Source organism: Martinezella multihospitum (genome assembly GCF_900094585.1).
Taxonomy (GTDB): domain Bacteria; phylum Pseudomonadota; class Alphaproteobacteria; order Rhizobiales; family Rhizobiaceae; genus Rhizobium; species Rhizobium multihospitium.
This window is the reverse complement of the sequence record NZ_FMAG01000002.1, coordinates 628,158-643,776: the sequence shown is the minus strand read 5'-3', so window position 1 is coordinate 643,776 and position 15,619 is coordinate 628,158. Positions and strand designations below refer to the sequence as shown.

Here is a 15,619-nt window from a genome sequence, read left to right as displayed (position 1 = left end):
CGACAACCTCAAGAAATTTTGTCATGTTGCGGATCGGGATGTCGATTTGCACTTAGGCCGCTCGTCTATGGCTGTCAGCAAATTGAGAGAGGAGACGCTGCGATGAAATATCTCTGCCAGGTCTGGTTCGATGGCACGAGGCTCGACCTCATGACCAAGGAAGAAAAGCATAAGCTCGATGCGGATTCGCTCGGCTATGACCGCGATCTGATGGCGAGCGGCAATATGATCCAAGCCGAAGCGTTGCAATCGCCAAAATCGGCGGTGACGGTGCGGGTCCGCAATGGCGAGACGGCGGTCACCGACGGCCCCTTCATCGAAACCAAAGAATATCTCGGCGGCTTCATCCTGATCGAGGCCAAGGACCTGAACGATGCGATCCGCGTCGCCGCCGGCATCCCGCTCGCCAAGCTCGGCGCCATCGAAGTGCGGCCAATCCATAACTTCGGCCCGGACGTTTGAGGAGATTCAGATGAAGTTTCTTTGCCAGGTCTGGTTCGAGACATCAGAGATCGCCAAGCTTTCCGAAGAAGAAGGACGAAAGCTGACGCAGGATTCCGTCGACAACGACAACCGGCTGCGCGAGAGCGGCCACCTCATCGTCGCCAATGCCCTGCGCGAACCGGAGACTGCGAAAACAGTTCGCGTGCGCAAGGGCGAAACCGCCGTGACGGACGGCCCTTTCACTGAAATGAAAGAGCATCTCGGCGGCTTCGTGCTGATCGAAGCGCGCGACATGAAGGAAGCGACCGAAATTGCCGCCACCTTCCCCGTTGCCCGCTACGGCATGATCGAGGTTCGTGCGGCCTTCGACATCCGCTTTCCGAACGAATAGCAGCGAGAGGACAAGACATGCGGTTTCTATGCCTGATCTACACAACAGTCGATGTCGACGGACGATTGACGCCGAACGAGATGAACCATCTGATCGGCGAGCATTTCGTCTTCGACGAGGGCTTGCGGGAGGACGGCACCATGATCGTTTCGGATGCGCTGGCACTTCGGGACAAATCGATCGTCATCCGCCCTGATGGCAAGACATTTTCGGTGACGGACGGACCATTCGTTGAGACGAAGGAGCATCTGGCCGGCTTCTATCTCATCGAAGCGCCCGACCTCGAAGGAGCAACCGAGATCGCCAAGCGTATTCCCTCCGCGCGTTACGGTGCGATTGAAATCCGCCCAGTGCGTATCCTGACGCTTCGAGGAGACCTGGCGGAGACATCCTGACACCGTGTCGCTGAACCAGACCATAGAAGGTATTTATCGCAGCCATTCGCGCCGCGTGCTGGCTACGCTGATCCGTCTGCTCGGCGATTTCGACCGGGCCGAAGAGGCCCTTCACGATGCCTTTGCGGCTGCGGCTCAGCAATGGACTGACGAGACGATCCCGGCCAATCCCTATGCCTGGCTCGTCTCCGCCGGACGCTTTCGCGCCATCGACCATATCAGGCGACGGGCGCGATTCGACACCGCCCGCTCCGATATTGCCGAGAGCCTTTATCCGGAGGGAGAGGCGATGGAGATCGCCGAACATGAAGAGATCGAAGACGACATGCTGCGGCTGATCTTCACCTGCTGTCATCCCCAAATTCCCGCCGAGGCACGCATGGCGATGGCGTTGCGCGAGGTCTGCGGCCTGACGACGGAAGAGATCGCCCATGCCTTCCTGATCCCGCCGCCGACCGTTGCCCAACGCATCGTCCGCGCCAAGAACCGCATACGCGCTGCCAATATTCCTTACGAAGTGCCTGACAAGACCGAGCTGCCGGAACGGCTGGCGCAGGTGCTGCATGTCATCTACCTCGTCTTCAACGAGGGCTATTCGGCATCGTCAGGCTCTGCGATCGTGCGCGCCGATCTTGCCGCGGAGGCCATTCGGCTCGGCAGGCTGTTGCTGCAGCTATTGCCGGATTCGGAAGTCGAGGGGTTGCTGGCAATCATGCTGCTGCAGGATTCGCGGCGACTTGCCCGCACCGACGCATCAGGTGATCTGGTGCTGCTCGTCGAGCAGGATCGTGCGCTGTGGGATCATGGCCAGATACGCGAGGGCCTAACACTGTCGGCGCGGGCCATGTCCGCAGAGAGCGTCGGCAGCTATGCCCTGCAGGCCGCGATCGCGGCGGAACATGCGCGCGCCGTGACCGCCGACGACACCGACTGGCGGCAGCTGGTGATGCTCTACGATCTGCTGCTGATCGCAAGCCCATCTCCGGTGATCGAACTCAATCGGGCGGTGGCTATCTCCATGCGCGACGGCCCCGCGGCAGCATTGTCCATCGTCGACGGGTTACTGGGGGAAGAACGCATGGCGCGGTATCATCTGACCCATGCGGCGAAAGCCGATTTCCTGCGCCAACTTGGTCGGACGAACGAGGCGCGGCTATCCTATAAAACGGCGCTTTCGCTCTGCCAGCAGGCACCGGAGCAAGCCTTCCTGCGCAAGCGACTGGCCGAGCTGGACGATAAGACGACCCGGCATTGAAGCGCGGCGCGATCTTTCAGGGCGCAGTCACGCGCTTGCGCGAGACCAGCAATCCGATCGCGGTTCCCGTCAGCGCCGACACCACGATCAGCAGGTGAGCATTGATGCTCGCCTGCGCGAGATTTTCGATTGCTTCCTTCGCACTCGAAGCGCCGAAGGCCATGGCGCCGGCGGTGATGCCGGCCGGATAGGTGCCGACACCCCCAGGCGCATGCACGGGCAGCACGGAGGATAGCTCGCCGCCAAGCGCACCGCCAAAACTTGCTGATAGCGGCGTGACGTTCATGAGGCCGAGCGCCCAGGCAAGAACCATGACCTTGACCAGCCAGTTGACGATGGTCGTCAGCCAGGCACGCGCAAAGGCACTGGCGTCGACCGGCAAGCCACGTTCCAGCTCGTGCACCAGCCCTTGCGCCTTCTTCGGCAGGATGCGGGCGGCAAGGCGGATCAGCGGCCGGCGGGAGGCAAAGCCCACGACGGGTAGCAGCAGAAAGGCGGCCCATGCGATCCAGGCCAGGACGTGATAGGGCGAGGCAAGTGCAAGGCCGACACCGGCGGCGGCCAACAGCGCGTGCAGGTCGAGCAGCCGCATGACGAACAGCGCCGATGTGCCGCGGGCCAGCGGGATGCCGAATTCGGAGCGCATCAGCACCGGGAAGCTGGTCTCTCCGGTGCGAAAGGGCATCATGATATTCAGCAGGTTATGGACCTGCGTCACGCGGAACAGCGCCGCGAAATGGCCCGAGGTTTCCTTCGGGAAATAATCGTAGATGCGCCAGGTGCGTAGGAAATAGGTGCTCGTCAGGAGCGCCAGCGCCAGAAGGATCGGCAGTGCGCCGACCTTGCCCCATTGCGCCAGGATCGAACTCCAGCCCCAGAACCATTCGATAAAGGCCGCATAGGCCAGCACGACAGCCAGCGTCAGCAGCGTCATTCGGTTGCGAATAAACCAATTCTGTCGGCTGGCAACCGTCGGAGTCTTCATGTAGTTAGGGCACCCAAATGCGAGCGGAGGCTAAAACCGGACTTCTTGCTCGTTCCGTCCGGCAGGTACTGTCGGTCTTTTAGGAGAAACAAGTGTTGCAGACAACGGCAGAGTCGACCCTCCCCCAGGCCGATCCGGCAAGCCCTCTCGAGCTTTCGCTGGTCGTGCCCGTCTTCAACGAGGAAGAAAGCGTCGGACCGCTGATCGAACGCATCTGTTCCGCCATGGCTGGCTATGCCAAGTCTTGGGAGCTGATCCTTGTCGATGACGGCAGCACGGATGCGACGCTCGCCAATGCCCGCCGGTCGCTTTCGCAGGAAGGGCTGACGCTGCGCATCGTCGAACTCCAGCGCAATTTCGGCCAGACGGCCGCCATGCAGGCCGGCATCGACGCCGCCAACGGCCGCCTCATCGCCACCATGGACGGCGACCTGCAGAACGACCCGAAGGATATTCCTTCGATGGTCGAGGAACTGGAACGGCGGCAGCTCGACCTGCTCGTCGGCTGGCGCAAGAACCGGCAGGACGGCCTTCTCCTGCGCAAGATCCCCTCCTGGTGCGCCAACTACCTGATCGGCCGCATCACCGGCGTCAAGCTGCACGATTATGGCTGCAGCCTGAAGATTTACCGCGCCTCGATCATCAAGCAGGTGAAGCTGATGGGCGAGATGCATCGTTTCATCCCTGCCTGGGTCGCCGGCGTCGTGCCGAGCTCGCGGATCGGCGAAGTGCCGGTCACCCACCATGCCCGCCAGCACGGCACGTCGAAATACGGGATTTCGCGCACCTTCCGCGTCATCCTCGATCTGCTCTCCGTGATGTTCTTCATGCGCTACAAGGCACGGCCGGGGCATTTCTTCGGCTCGCTCGGCCTTGGCCTCGGCGCTCTCGCAGCGATTATCCTGTTCTGGCTCTTCATCGACAAGTTCATCTTTGGCGACGATATCGGCAGCCGCCCGCTGCTGATGGTCGGCGTCGTGCTGCTGCTATCGTCGGTGCAGATGATCACGACAGGCATTCTCGCCGAAATGATCGCCCGCATCTATTATCGCGACGATCTCTCGCCGAACTACATCGTGCGCAAGATCTTCGATCGTAGCAATCAGGACGCATAGGCATCTTTCGCCCGCGCGGGTCTATCTGAAACAGGAGCCGAACCGCCCGTGAGCGAGAAAGACGACATTGCAAGCCTGCTGTCCGACACGGCGGATCTGCCGCCTTGGCGGGTGGCGAGTTCAACGCACCTGATTCATGATCGCTGGCTGAAGGTTCGTGCCGACAATTGCGTGACGGCCGAGGGCGTGGAGATTGCGCCCTACTATGTGCTGGAATATCCCGATTGGGTTGAGATCATCGCCCTTGATGCCGAGGATCACATCTATCTCGTCCAGCAATACCGTCACGGATTGGGTGTCGTGGCGCTCGAGCTTCCCGGCGGAGCCATTGATGCGAGCGATGCAAACCCCATCGAGGCAGCAGCACGCGAGTTGCGCGAGGAAACCGGACTCTCATCCACGGATTGGGATTATGTCGGCAAGCTTGCGCCCAATCCAGCCACACATACCAATCTTGCGCACATCGTCATCGCCCGCAATGTCGAGCTGGCCAGCAAGCCGGCGGATGATCCTACCGAACGCATCCGCCTGATCCGCATGCCGATCTGGCAGGCGATCGAGCTGGCGCTGGAAGGCAAGATGATCCAGGTCATCCACGTTGCCGCACTGACCCTTGCCCTTCACAAGGCCGGGAAATGGAACGTGCCGGCACCAGCGCTCAAGCCCTGATTAGGACTTCACCTCGGCCCAGACGGCATCGAGGGCCGCCCGCGTGATGCGCACCATGGTGTCCACCTCCGCATGGCTGATGACAAGCGGGGGTGAGGCTAGCATGCGGTCGCCGGTCGCGCGCAGTACCAGGCCGTTGGCAAGGGCATGGTTGCGCACGGCCGAGCCAATCGCATCCGGCTTTTCGAAGCGGCGGCGGGTGGATTTGTCGGCAGCGAGCTGCAGGCCGCCCATGAGGCCGATGCTGACGGTCTCGCCGACCATATCGTGATCGGCGAGACCGCCCCAGGCGCTCGCGAAATAAGGACCGATATCGTCGCGCACGCGCTCGACCAGCCTTTCCTCCTCGATGATCCTCAGATTTTCGAGGGCAGCGGCCGCGCAGACCGGGTGGCCCGAATAGGTGAAGCCATGATTGAATTCGCCGACTTCGTTGATGAACACATCGGCGATGCGGTCGCTGACAAGCACGCCGCCGATCGGCAGGTAGCCTGACGACAGTCCCTTGGCGATCGGGACGAGATCGGGCTCGACACCGAAATGCTGATGGCCGAACCATGCGCCGAGGCGGCCGAAGCCGCAGATGACTTCGTCGCAGACCAGCAGGATGTTCCTTGCTTTGCAGATGCGGGCGATCTCGGGCCAGTAGGTGGACGGCGGGATGATGACGCCGCCGGCGCCCTGAACCGGCTCGGCGACGAAGGCTGCGACATTGTCCTCACCCAGTTCATCGATCTTGGCTTCGAGTTCGCGGGCGGCCTTGAGGCCGAACTCTTCCGGCGAGAGATCGCCGCCCTCGGCATACCAATAGGGCTGGCCGATATGGACGACGCCCGGGATCGGCAGGTCGCCCTGCTCATGCATGTATTTCATGCCACCCATGCTAGCGCCGGCAACGGTCGAGCCGTGATAGCCGTTCCTGCGGGCAATGATGGCCTTCTTGGTCGGCTTGCCCACCGCCCCCCAGTAAACTCTCGCCATGCGGAACCAGGTGTCATTGGCCTCGGAGCCGGAATTGGTGAAAAAGACATGGTTGAACTGCGGCCCGGCATGGGCGCAGACCTTTTCGGCAAGCAGCGTCGCAGGCGTCGTCGTCGTGCCGAAGAAGGTATTGTAATAGGGCAGCTCGTTCATTTGCCTGAAAACTGCGTCGGCAATTTCGGTGCGGCCGTAGCCGATGTTCACGCACCAGAGGCCGGCAAAGCCATCCAGATACTTCCGCCCTTCCGCATCGAAAATATGAACGCCTTCGCCGCGCTGAATGATGCGTGCACCATCTGCGTTCAGCTTCTTCATGTCCGCGAATGGATGGAGGTGATGGGCGGCATCGAGGGCGGCGAGATTGGAGCGGCTTGGTGTGTCGGACATGGTGAAGTACCCCCGTTTAGATTTGTGCTTGTCAGGCAAGTCTTCCGACGCCGCCATTATGTGCATGGCCCCTCACCCCGGCCCTCTCCCCGTGGAACGGGGAGAGGAGCTTTCGCACCAAATCAGCTGCTTTCATGCGAACGGAGGCTGATGCGTCCCCTCTCCCCGCGATGCGGGGAGAGGGCTAGGGTGAGGGGCTAAGCTCCAGACTGCAACGCAGCCAGACTTGACTGAAAGCTATCTTGGTTTACGACCATGCCGTGAGCATGGGGGATTTTCAAGAGCATGGCGGCCGACAACGCAACCGAAGGTAACGCGCGCATCGAGGTGCTGATCTCGGACATGAACGGTCGCCTCCGAGGCAAACAGATCCCGATTGCGGCCGAAAAGAAAGTCTGGTCCGGCGCCGTGCGGCTGCCGACCTCGACGCAATCGCTCGACATCTGGGGCGACGACAATGACGATATTACCGGCCTGTCGCTGACGATCGGCGATCCCGACGGCACCTGCGTCGCCGACCAGCGCACCCTCGCCGACATGCCCTGGGCGCCGGCGGGGTCGAAGCAGGTGCTCGCGACCATGCATGAACTCGATGGCAGCCCCAGCTTCCAGGATCCCCGCGCCATTCTTTCGGCCGTGGTCGACCGCTACAAGTTACTCGGCCTGACACCCGTCATCGCGACCGAGCTGGAATTCTACCTGCTGGCAGGCGATTGGCGCGACAGAGGCATCCCCTCCCCGCCAGCTGCCCTGACCTATCAGGGCGAACCGAACGGCTTTCAGCTCTACGACATGGATGCCGCCGATCTTCTCGATGATTATCTGGAAACCTTGCGCGCCTATGCGCGGGCGCAAGGCCTGCCGGCGGATGCGACGACGGCGGAATTCGGCCCCGGCCAGTTCGAGGTCAATCTGCTGCACCGCCCGGATGCGCTGGCGGCTGCCGACGATTGCATCATGCTGAAGCGTGTGGCCGAGCAGGCCGCTCGCAAGCATGGGCTGAAATCGACCTGCATGGCCAAGCCCTATACGGATCATGCCGGTTCGGGGCTGCATGTCCATGCCAGCATCATCGACGCTCAGGGCCGCAACATCCTCGATGCGGCAGGCGGCGAGCCGAAGAGGCTGAAGTCGATCTGCGCGGGGCTGCTCCAGACCTTGCAGGATGCGCAGCTGATCTTTGCGCCCTATGCCAATTCCTATCGTCGCTTCCAGCCTGGCTCGTTTGCTCCCGTCGATCTGACCTGGGGTTTTGGTCATCGCGGCACGGCCGTGCGCATTCCCGAAAAGGATGGGCCGGGCGCACGCGTCGAGCACCGCGTCGCCGGTGCCGATGCCAATCCCTATCTCATGCTGGCCGCTATCCTCGGCGGCATGCTGCTCGGCCTGCAGAACGACCTCGATCCAGGCGAGGAATCGACGCCCGCTTATGTCCCCGCCGATGCGCCCAAACTGACGCATGATTTCCTGACGGCCGTGGAGCGCTTCCGCGCCTCGGCGTTCATCGCCGATGTCTTCGGCGCGCGGTATCAGAAGCTCTATGGCGATACGAAGCACAAGGAAGCGATCCGCTATCTGCGCACCGTCTCCGACTTCGACTATCGTACCTATCTGCCGCGCCTCTGATCGCGTCAGACCGCGAGGCTATCGGCCGCCCCTTCGCTCTCGACACGAGCGGCAGTCCCTTCCCGCACCATCACCTTGAGCTCGCCGGGGTGCACTTTGAGCGTCACGTCGCGCTCAAGCGGCAGCAGCTCGCCATCCATAACGCAGTTTGCGAGCTGGCGCAGTTTTGGGAAATGCAGATTCACCTCCGGCGCGTGCATGACCATGACATCGGCGTTGTCGCGAACGCGGCCGCGCAGCATGTCGATGGCGAGTCGGGCGACACCAAGCGAGCGCAGGGGCTTTGCCGTGTAGAAACCCAATTCGCCGCTGCGCAAGCTGTCGGCATAGAGCAGCGCGTTAGCGCCGAAAGGATTGTTGGAGACAGAAATTGCCGAAACATGCCGGCGCTCGCGAATGTCGCCGGCCTCGAAGTCGACATCGAATTCCGGCGGATTGGCAATGACGCCAAAGGCGGCCCGCGTGCTGGCCGACATTTTCCCGAGCCGCGAGCGGTAGGTATAGCCATTGCGATAGCGCACCAGGCGGGCATGCAGGCCGGCGGAAAACTGATGCACGAAGGCACGGCCATTGGCGCTGCCGATGTCTACATTGTCGACCTCACCTGTCGCGAGCACGCTGAGCGTCTGCCAGATGTCGAGCGGCAGTCGCAGCGAACGGGCAAACAGATTCATGGTGCCGGCCGGAATGACGCCGAGCGCAACGCCATTCTTCCAGGCAATGGCGGCAGCGGCCGAAATCGTGCCATCGCCGCCGCCAGCGACAATGCCGTCGATATCGTCACGCCGCGCCGCCCGCTCCATGGCCGACACGATGTTACGCCCCTCTACGACCACAGCTTCGAAATCGTGACCGGCGTCGCGGAAGACCTGTTCCGCTCTCTGCTCGTAGGCAGCCATGTCGGTCGTACGGAACGTACCGCCATCGCGATTGAAAAAGCCGATCAACTTCATCGGGGGCTCTCGGTCTTCCCGCAAATTGTGTCTTTGAGGGGCTGAAGCCCCCGTGCGCTTCTTCTCAGATGGTTTTGGATGGAAGGATTTCAAGCATTGCGGCCGCTTCGCCCGATCGCCGCAGCGCACTTATGCATGCTCCGACATGCTGCACTGCAAAAAATGCACGCGACAGACGCACTATCGTCATTGATAGTATCAACGGAGGCATGTCCGTGCCTCGCCAGTCCCATATCCCAGTTTGATGCACTGAACGCGGCATAACCGGAGTTTGCAGTCTGATTCGCGGCGCTTGATCTTCATGTGCCGCCCAAGGAGTTTTCGTGAGCGATATTACCGCCGAGGTCCTCGATACCCAAACCGCCCTGGAGGCGCCGTCGCGCACCGCGATCGCACTGGTGACTTTGGCGCTGGCTGTCGGCAGCTTCGGTATCGGTACGGGCGAATTCGTCATCATGGGACTGCTGCCTAACGTAGCCGACACCTTTGGCGTGACGACACCGGAAGCCGGTCATGTGATCAGCGCCTACGCGCTCGGCGTCGTGGTCGGTGCGCCGATCATTGCCGTGCTCGCCGCCAAGATGGCGCGCCGCACGCTGCTCCTCTTGATGATGGCGATCTTTGCCGCCGGCAATATTTCCAGCGCCTTTGCGCCAACCTTCGAAAGCTTTACGGCGCTGCGCTTCATCACCGGCCTGCCGCATGGTGCCTATTTCGGCGTGGCAGCACTCGTTGCCGCGTCCATGGTGCCGGTCCATCGCCGCGTCCGTGCCGTCGGTCAGGTCATGCTTGGCCTCACGATCGCGACGCTGATCGGTACGCCCATCGCGACTTTCCTCGGACAGCTTCTGAATTGGCGGGCGGCCTTCATGATGGTTGGCGCCATCGGCCTTGCGACCATGCTGCTGATCGCCCTCTTCCTGCCGAAGGATAGGGTCGAGGAAGGCGCCAGCATCACGCGCGAGCTCGGTGCGCTGAAGCGCATTCAGGTCTGGCTGACGCTCGGGGTCGCTGCCGTCGGCTTCGGCGGCATGTTCTCGATCTTCAGCTATGTCGCAACGACGACGACCGACGTTGCAGGCCTCGGCACCGCCATGGTGCCGGTCGTGCTTGCCCTCTTCGGCATCGGCATGAATGTCGGCAATATCGTCGGCTCGCGCCTTGGCGACATCTCGATCAAGGGAACGATCGGCGGCATGATGGTCTTCAATATCGTCATCATGACACTCTTCTCGCTGACAGCTGCCAATCCCGTCATGCTCTGCATCTGCGTCTTCCTGATCGGCTGCGGCTTTGCCGCCTGCCCTGCCGTGCAGACGCGCCTGATGGATGTGGCCGCGGATGCGCAGACGCTGGCCGCCGCCTCCAATCACTCGGCCTTCAACATCGCCAATGCGCTCGGCGCCTGGCTCGGCGGCCTGGTGATTTCCTGGGGCTTTACCGCGGCTGCGACCGGCTATGTCGGCGCAGTGCTCTCGGTCGGTGGTCTTGCAGTCTTCGCCGTGTCAGTTGGCCTGGAGCGCCGCACCGGACACGCGTGACGGCGGCGCGGCCAGTTCCTGCCGGCCGTTGTGGCAAAATACATTCTCCTCGCCCCATACGGCCATCGCCTTGATGATCGGCCCGAGGCTGGCGCCAAGCGGCGTCAGCGCGTAGTCGACGCGCGGCGGCACGACCGGAAAGACGGTGCGTGATACCAGCCCGGATTCCTCCAGCTCCCGCAATTGCTTGGTCAGCATGCGCTGCGTCACCGACGGCAGCTTGCGGCGGATTTCGTTGAAGCGCAGCGTTCCCTCCATCAGGTGAAACAGGATCACGCCTTTCCATTTGCCGTCGAGCAGGCTCAGTGTCGCCTCGACCGGGCATCCGGGGAAATTCCTGACAAGCTTGGAGCGGGGAGCCGACATCGACAGTATCCTTTTTGTACCTACGTACAGAATTTGTGCATTCTTGCGCCTTTTGAGGATAATGCGCATCTAGCCTCTGTGCAACCAACCCAGGAGCTTCTCCCATGCGCGCAGTCGCCTACAAGCAACCACAGCCCATCTCAGTCGAAACATCCCTGATCGACGTCGAGCTGCCGACGCCCGAGGCAAGGGGGCATGATCTGCTGGTCGAAGTGAATGCCGTTTCCGTCAACCCGGTCGACGTCAAGGTCCGTGCCAACGTCACTCCGAGCGAAGGCGCCTATAAGATCCTCGGCTGGGATGCCGCCGGCATCGTCAAGGCGGTTGGCCCCGATGTCACCATATTCAAGCCAGGCGATGAGGTCTTCTATGCAGGTTCTATCAGCCGCGATGGATCGAATGCCGAATTCCAGCTTGTCGACGAGCGCATCGTCGGCGCGAAACCGAAGAGCTTGGATTTTCCAGCCGCCGCCGCGCTGCCACTGACCTCGATCACGGCCTACGAGACACTGTTCGATCGGCTGAAGGTGCAGGATCCGGTTCCCGGCGCCGCCAATGCTATCCTTATCATTGGCGGAGCCGGCGGGGTCGGATCGATCGCCATCCAGATTGCCGGCGCACTGACCGATCTCACCATCATCGCCACGGCATCTCGGCCGGAAACGCAGGCCTGGGTGAAGGAACTGGGTGCCCATCACGTCATCGACCATTCCAGGCCGCTTGCGCCGCAGATCGAGGCGCTCGGCATCGGTGCGCCGGCCTTCGTCTTCTCGACGACCAACACGTCGGACCATATCGGCTCGATCGTCGAGGCCATTGCGCCACAGGGCCGGTTCGCCCTGATCGACGACCCGAAAACGCTCGATGTCGTTCCCTTCAAGCGCAAGGCGGTATCGACCCATTGGGAGTTGATGTTCACCCGCCCCCTCTTCAACACCGCCGACATGATCGAGCAGCACAAGCTCTTGACGAAGGTCGCCGAACTGGTGGATGCGGGCAAGATCAGGTCAACGCTGACGGAGACCACGGGTACGATCAACGCCGCTAATCTCAAGAAGGCGCATGCTCTCGTCGAGACCGGCAAGATGAAGGGCAAGGTCGTTCTGGCCGGCTTCTGAAGACATAAAATTCACGATAAATATGGTCGGGCGCATGGCGTCCGGCTGCATTGTTTCAACGCATTTGCACCAGGTTTTGTTGCATCGCAAAAATTTGCAGCCGCCTAAACAAATTTTTATCGCAGGATCGAGCGTTTAGGCTCTTCGGCCTCTTGACTTTTTATGCCTTCGGCGCGACTTCTCCGCACGTGGGGAACAGCGTTTTCCATACCGATTAACCGGAGCCATCTTTCGATGCCTAGCGACAGTAGTAGTCGATTGCCTTTGCCGTCAGTAGCATTCGTGCATTAACCGACTCCTGTCGGCTCGCCACGATCCGCTACGACGGCGGATCGACCGGAAAGGCGAGCTATAATGAACATCAACAGCTTTCCCGCGCGGGCCGGCAATGCCGCTCGTGCATTCATCAATAACAATCGCGCCGTCACCATTGCGGAACGCGTCGAGGCTCTGAACGCAACAGATGTGGCAGAGGCTGCCCGCATCCTCGCCAAAATGCCGGAAGAGCGTGCCGTGCGCATTCTCGACCGACCGGAACTGCGCAACGCGCACGCCATTCTCGAAGTCATGGGCAATGCGGACGCCTCGCGGCTACTGCATGGCATGTCCAACGACCGCGTCGCCGACGTGCTGCTCGAGATGGATATCGACACGCGTGCCCGGCTCTTCGCCACCTTTGACGAGCATGCAAGGCAGGCGATCCAAGGCCTGATGGGCTACCCGCCGCGCACGGCTGGCGGCATCATGACGACGGAATTCGTCAGCGTGCTCGCAAGCTGGACGGTTGCGCAGACGCTCGATCACGTTCGCCAGGTCGAGCGCTCCCGCGAGACGGTCTATGCCATCTATGTGCTCGATGACGAGACGCATGTGCTGCTGCATGTCGTGACGCTGCGCCGCCTCATCACCGGTGAGCCCGATGCCTGTATCCTGACGGTTGCCCAGAAGGGCACGCCGGTCACCGCGCCGCCGCTAATGAAGCAGGAAGATGTCGCCCGCCTCATCCGCCGCCACGATCTGCTTGCACTGCCCGTTGTCGACGACAAGGGCCATATGCTCGGGATCGTTACCGTCGACGACGTCATCGACACGATGATCGCCGATACCACGGAAGACGCTCAGAAGTTCGGCGGCATGGAAGCTCTCGGCCAGCCCTACATGAAGATCAGCTTCGCCGGCATGATCCGCAAACGCGCCGGCTGGCTCGCCGCCCTTTTCCTTGGCGAAATGCTGACGGCAAGCGCCATGCAGCACTTCGAGGGCGAGTTGGAAAAGGCCGTCGTGCTGACGCTCTTCATTCCGCTGATCATGAGCTCGGGCGGCAATTCCGGCTCGCAGGCAACCTCGCTGATCATCCGGGCGCTGGCGCTTGGCGAACTCAAGCTTTCGGACTGGTGGCGCGTGGCATTGCGCGAACTTCCCACAGGCATCGTGCTCGGCGCGATCCTCGGCCTCGTCGGCTTTGCCCGAATCATCCTCTGGCAGACCATCGGCCTGTTCGATTACGGCCCGCACTGGCAGCTGGTCGCCTTGACCGTCTTTGCGGCGTTGATCGGCATCGTCACCTTCGGCTCGCTCGCCGGCTCGATGCTGCCGTTCGTCTTGCAGAAGCTGCGCCTCGACCCGGCCAGCGCCTCAGCGCCTTTTGTCGCGACGCTGGTCGATGTCACGGGCCTGGTGATCTACTTCTCGGTCGCGCTGCTGATCCTCAGCGGCACGATGCTTTGAGGATAATCAAATTCCTATCGCGAAGGGGCCGGCAACGGCCCCTTTTTCATTTCCGGTCCGGCTGCTTCATTCAGGCTGTGGCAATTTCAGCGGCCCATTGGTCTTGATGGTGCGGATCGCGAAATTAGAGCGCAGATCGACCACGCCGGGAAGGACCAAAAGCTTTTCCGACAGGACCTTCTCATAGGCGGCAAGATCCTCCACTACGACCTCCGCCAGGAAATCGGCCGTGCCCGAGATCAGATGGCAGGCGACGACCTCCGGAATGGCGAGCAATGCTGCCTGCTGCATTTCGGAGTTCTCCTTCGAGTGATGGCCGACCTTCAGCTCCACGAAGACCGTCAGGCCGAGACCGGCTTCCTTGCGATCGATATCAGCGCGGTAGCCGCGCAGGAGCCCGGATTTTTCCAGATTTCGAATGCGCCTGAGGCAGGGGGACGGCGAGAGGTTCACCCGCTCGGCAATCTCGACATTGGTGGCGCGCGCATCCTCCTGCAGGCAGTTGAGGATCGCAATATCGAATTTATCCAGTTTTAGCATATCTGAGAAATCCAGTTGCCTATATTGGCAGATTATTGCTGATAGCATGATTTTTGAGCCATAACTAGCAAGGACATGCCTCGGCCTTCGGCGCTATCTTCTCTTCATTCGAAAGAGAACCGGATCGTTGGAAAGGATATGTCGATGACCGCTTTGTCTCTCTCCACCCGCAAGGCAACCCCCACCATGGTCGGCTATGCCGGCGCCGTCGTTACCGTCTTGATCTGGGCGAACTGGATTCTTGCAACCCGCCACACCGCCGAAACGCAGATGAGCACCATCGATCTCGGCCTGATCCGCTATGGCGTGCCGGCGTTGGTGCTGGCACCCGTCTGGTGGAAGACAGGCCTGCTGCCGAAGGGCGTACCGCTGAAGCTGCTGGCACTGATGGTCTGCGGCTCCGGCGCCCTCTTCTTCCAGCTGACCACCTTCGCCATCCAGTTCACACCTGCCTCGTCGGCCGGCATCCTGCTCGGCGGCTCCATGCCGCTGGCAACCGCCCTGATCGGCGTGCTGCTGTTTCGCGAACGGCTTGATATCACCCGCTGGCTCGGCCTTGGCGGCATCGTTGCCGGCGTCGTGATCCTCCTGGCACGCAGCCTCTATGGCGTGCAGATCTCCTGGGAAGGCTTTACGCTGCTGCCGCTGTCGGCGGTGCTCTGGGCAAGCTATACCCACGCCTTCCGCCGCTCCGGGCTGAACGCCGTGCAGTCCAGCGCCATCATCGCCGCCTGGTCGTTCCTGATCCATCTCGGCCTGGCCGCTGTTTTCGGCAGCTCGCTGACTTCGGTGCCGCTGCCGGAAATCGGCCTGCAGATCGTCAGCCAGGGCCTGCTCTCCGGCCTTGCCGCCACGCTGGCCTATGGCCTTGCCGTCCAGGCTCTCGGCGGCACCCAGGCCGCAGCCTTCACCGCCATCACCCCCGTCCTAGCCACAATCGGCGGCGGCTTCCTGCTCGGTGAAGAAATCGGAATGGCCGGCATTGCAGCTGCGATCGTCACCGGCGCCGGCGTTGCCCTTTCCACCGGCCTGCTCGCTCGCAAGCCTGCCCAGCATTGATTTACATCTTACGGAAATAAGGAACGGTTCGGCGAAATGCTGAGCCGCTGTTTTTTATTCTTAAAA

16 protein-coding genes are annotated in these 15,619 nt (G+C 61.6%); 11 read left to right on the top strand and 5 right to left on the bottom strand.

What is annotated here, in order from left to right:
- Positions 1-102 precede the first annotated feature (102 nt).
- From GA0061103_RS09970 to GA0061103_RS09955, 4 genes are read left to right on the top strand one after another with little or no spacing between them, the layout of a single operon-like run.
- Positions 103-462, top strand: coding sequence for a YciI family protein (locus GA0061103_RS09970; protein ID WP_092710350.1), 360 nt, complete (start codon positions 103-105; stop codon positions 460-462).
- A 10-nt stretch (positions 463-472) separates the two neighbouring features.
- Positions 473-835 carry a YciI family protein gene (locus tag GA0061103_RS09965; RefSeq protein ID WP_092710348.1) on the top strand — a complete coding sequence of 121 codons (363 nt, stop codon included), beginning with the start codon at positions 473-475 and terminating at the stop codon, positions 833-835.
- A 17-nt stretch (positions 836-852) separates the two neighbouring features.
- Entirely contained in the window at positions 853-1,230 is a 378-nt protein-coding gene (locus GA0061103_RS09960) for a YciI family protein (protein ID WP_092710346.1), read from the top strand.
- A 10-nt stretch (positions 1,231-1,240) separates the two neighbouring features.
- Positions 1,241-2,485, top strand: a complete 1,245-nt coding sequence (locus GA0061103_RS09955; RefSeq protein WP_167376572.1) for an RNA polymerase sigma factor — start codon at positions 1,241-1,243, stop codon at positions 2,483-2,485.
- 16 nt (positions 2,486-2,501) lie between these two features.
- Here GA0061103_RS09955 and GA0061103_RS09950 read toward each other — a convergent pair whose 3' ends face one another.
- Positions 2,502-3,470 carry a lysylphosphatidylglycerol synthase domain-containing protein gene (locus GA0061103_RS09950; protein WP_092710338.1) on the bottom strand — a complete coding sequence of 323 codons (969 nt, stop codon included), beginning with the start codon at positions 3,468-3,470 and terminating at the stop codon, positions 2,502-2,504.
- Between the two features lie 95 nt (positions 3,471-3,565).
- Between GA0061103_RS09950 and GA0061103_RS09945 the strand changes: the two genes are divergently transcribed.
- Positions 3,566-4,585 (top strand): glycosyltransferase family 2 protein, encoded by a 1,020-nt coding sequence (locus GA0061103_RS09945; protein ID WP_092711232.1) that lies wholly within the window; start codon positions 3,566-3,568, stop codon positions 4,583-4,585.
- Positions 4,586-4,633: 48 nt separating this feature from the next.
- Entirely contained in the window at positions 4,634-5,254 is a 621-nt protein-coding gene (locus GA0061103_RS09940) for an NUDIX hydrolase (RefSeq protein WP_092710335.1), read from the top strand.
- Here the strand turns inward: GA0061103_RS09940 and GA0061103_RS09935 are convergent, their stop codons facing one another.
- Entirely contained in the window at positions 5,255-6,622 is a 1,368-nt protein-coding gene (locus GA0061103_RS09935; RefSeq protein ID WP_092710333.1) for an aspartate aminotransferase family protein, read from the bottom strand.
- 285 nt (positions 6,623-6,907) lie between these two features.
- On the opposite strand from GA0061103_RS09935, the gene GA0061103_RS09930 reads away from it, so the two are divergent.
- Positions 6,908-8,248 carry a glutamine synthetase family protein gene (locus GA0061103_RS09930; protein WP_092710330.1) on the top strand — a complete coding sequence of 447 codons (1,341 nt, stop codon included), beginning with the start codon at positions 6,908-6,910 and terminating at the stop codon, positions 8,246-8,248.
- A 5-nt stretch (positions 8,249-8,253) separates the two neighbouring features.
- On the opposite strand, the gene GA0061103_RS09925 is transcribed toward GA0061103_RS09930, so the two are convergent.
- The gene (locus tag GA0061103_RS09925; protein WP_092710329.1) at positions 8,254-9,201 is read right to left on the bottom strand and encodes a diacylglycerol/lipid kinase family protein; all 948 of its coding nucleotides are present in this window, start codon (positions 9,199-9,201) and stop codon (positions 8,254-8,256) included.
- 323 nt (positions 9,202-9,524) lie between these two features.
- Between GA0061103_RS09925 and GA0061103_RS09920 the strand changes: the two genes are divergently transcribed.
- The gene (locus GA0061103_RS09920) at positions 9,525-10,742 is read left to right on the top strand and encodes an MFS transporter (protein WP_092710326.1); all 1,218 of its coding nucleotides are present in this window, start codon (positions 9,525-9,527) and stop codon (positions 10,740-10,742) included.
- Here the strand turns inward: GA0061103_RS09920 and GA0061103_RS09915 are convergent.
- Positions 10,707-11,108 carry a winged helix-turn-helix transcriptional regulator gene (locus GA0061103_RS09915; protein WP_092710325.1) on the bottom strand — a complete coding sequence of 134 codons (402 nt, stop codon included), beginning with the start codon at positions 11,106-11,108 and terminating at the stop codon, positions 10,707-10,709. The two genes, GA0061103_RS09920 and GA0061103_RS09915, sit on opposite strands and share 36 nt — an antisense overlap.
- Before the next feature lie 104 nt (positions 11,109-11,212).
- Here GA0061103_RS09915 and GA0061103_RS09910 point away from each other — a divergent pair, with 104 nt between their 5' ends.
- Positions 11,213-12,226, top strand: coding sequence for a zinc-binding alcohol dehydrogenase family protein (locus tag GA0061103_RS09910; protein ID WP_092710322.1), 1,014 nt, complete (start codon positions 11,213-11,215; stop codon positions 12,224-12,226).
- 354 nt (positions 12,227-12,580) lie between these two features.
- Positions 12,581-13,954: a magnesium transporter gene (mgtE, locus tag GA0061103_RS09905; RefSeq protein WP_092710321.1), complete on the top strand. Its 1,374-nt coding sequence runs from the start codon at positions 12,581-12,583 to the stop codon at positions 13,952-13,954.
- Between the two features lie 66 nt (positions 13,955-14,020).
- On the opposite strand, the gene GA0061103_RS09900 is transcribed toward mgtE, so the two are convergent.
- Positions 14,021-14,542, bottom strand: coding sequence for an Lrp/AsnC family transcriptional regulator (locus GA0061103_RS09900; protein WP_425349482.1), 522 nt, complete (start codon positions 14,540-14,542; stop codon positions 14,021-14,023).
- Positions 14,543-14,638: 96 nt separating this feature from the next.
- Between GA0061103_RS09900 and GA0061103_RS09895 the strand changes: the two genes are divergently transcribed.
- Positions 14,639-15,553 carry a DMT family transporter gene (locus tag GA0061103_RS09895; protein WP_092711230.1) on the top strand — a complete coding sequence of 305 codons (915 nt, stop codon included), beginning with the start codon at positions 14,639-14,641 and terminating at the stop codon, positions 15,551-15,553.
- Positions 15,554-15,619 lie beyond the last annotated feature (66 nt).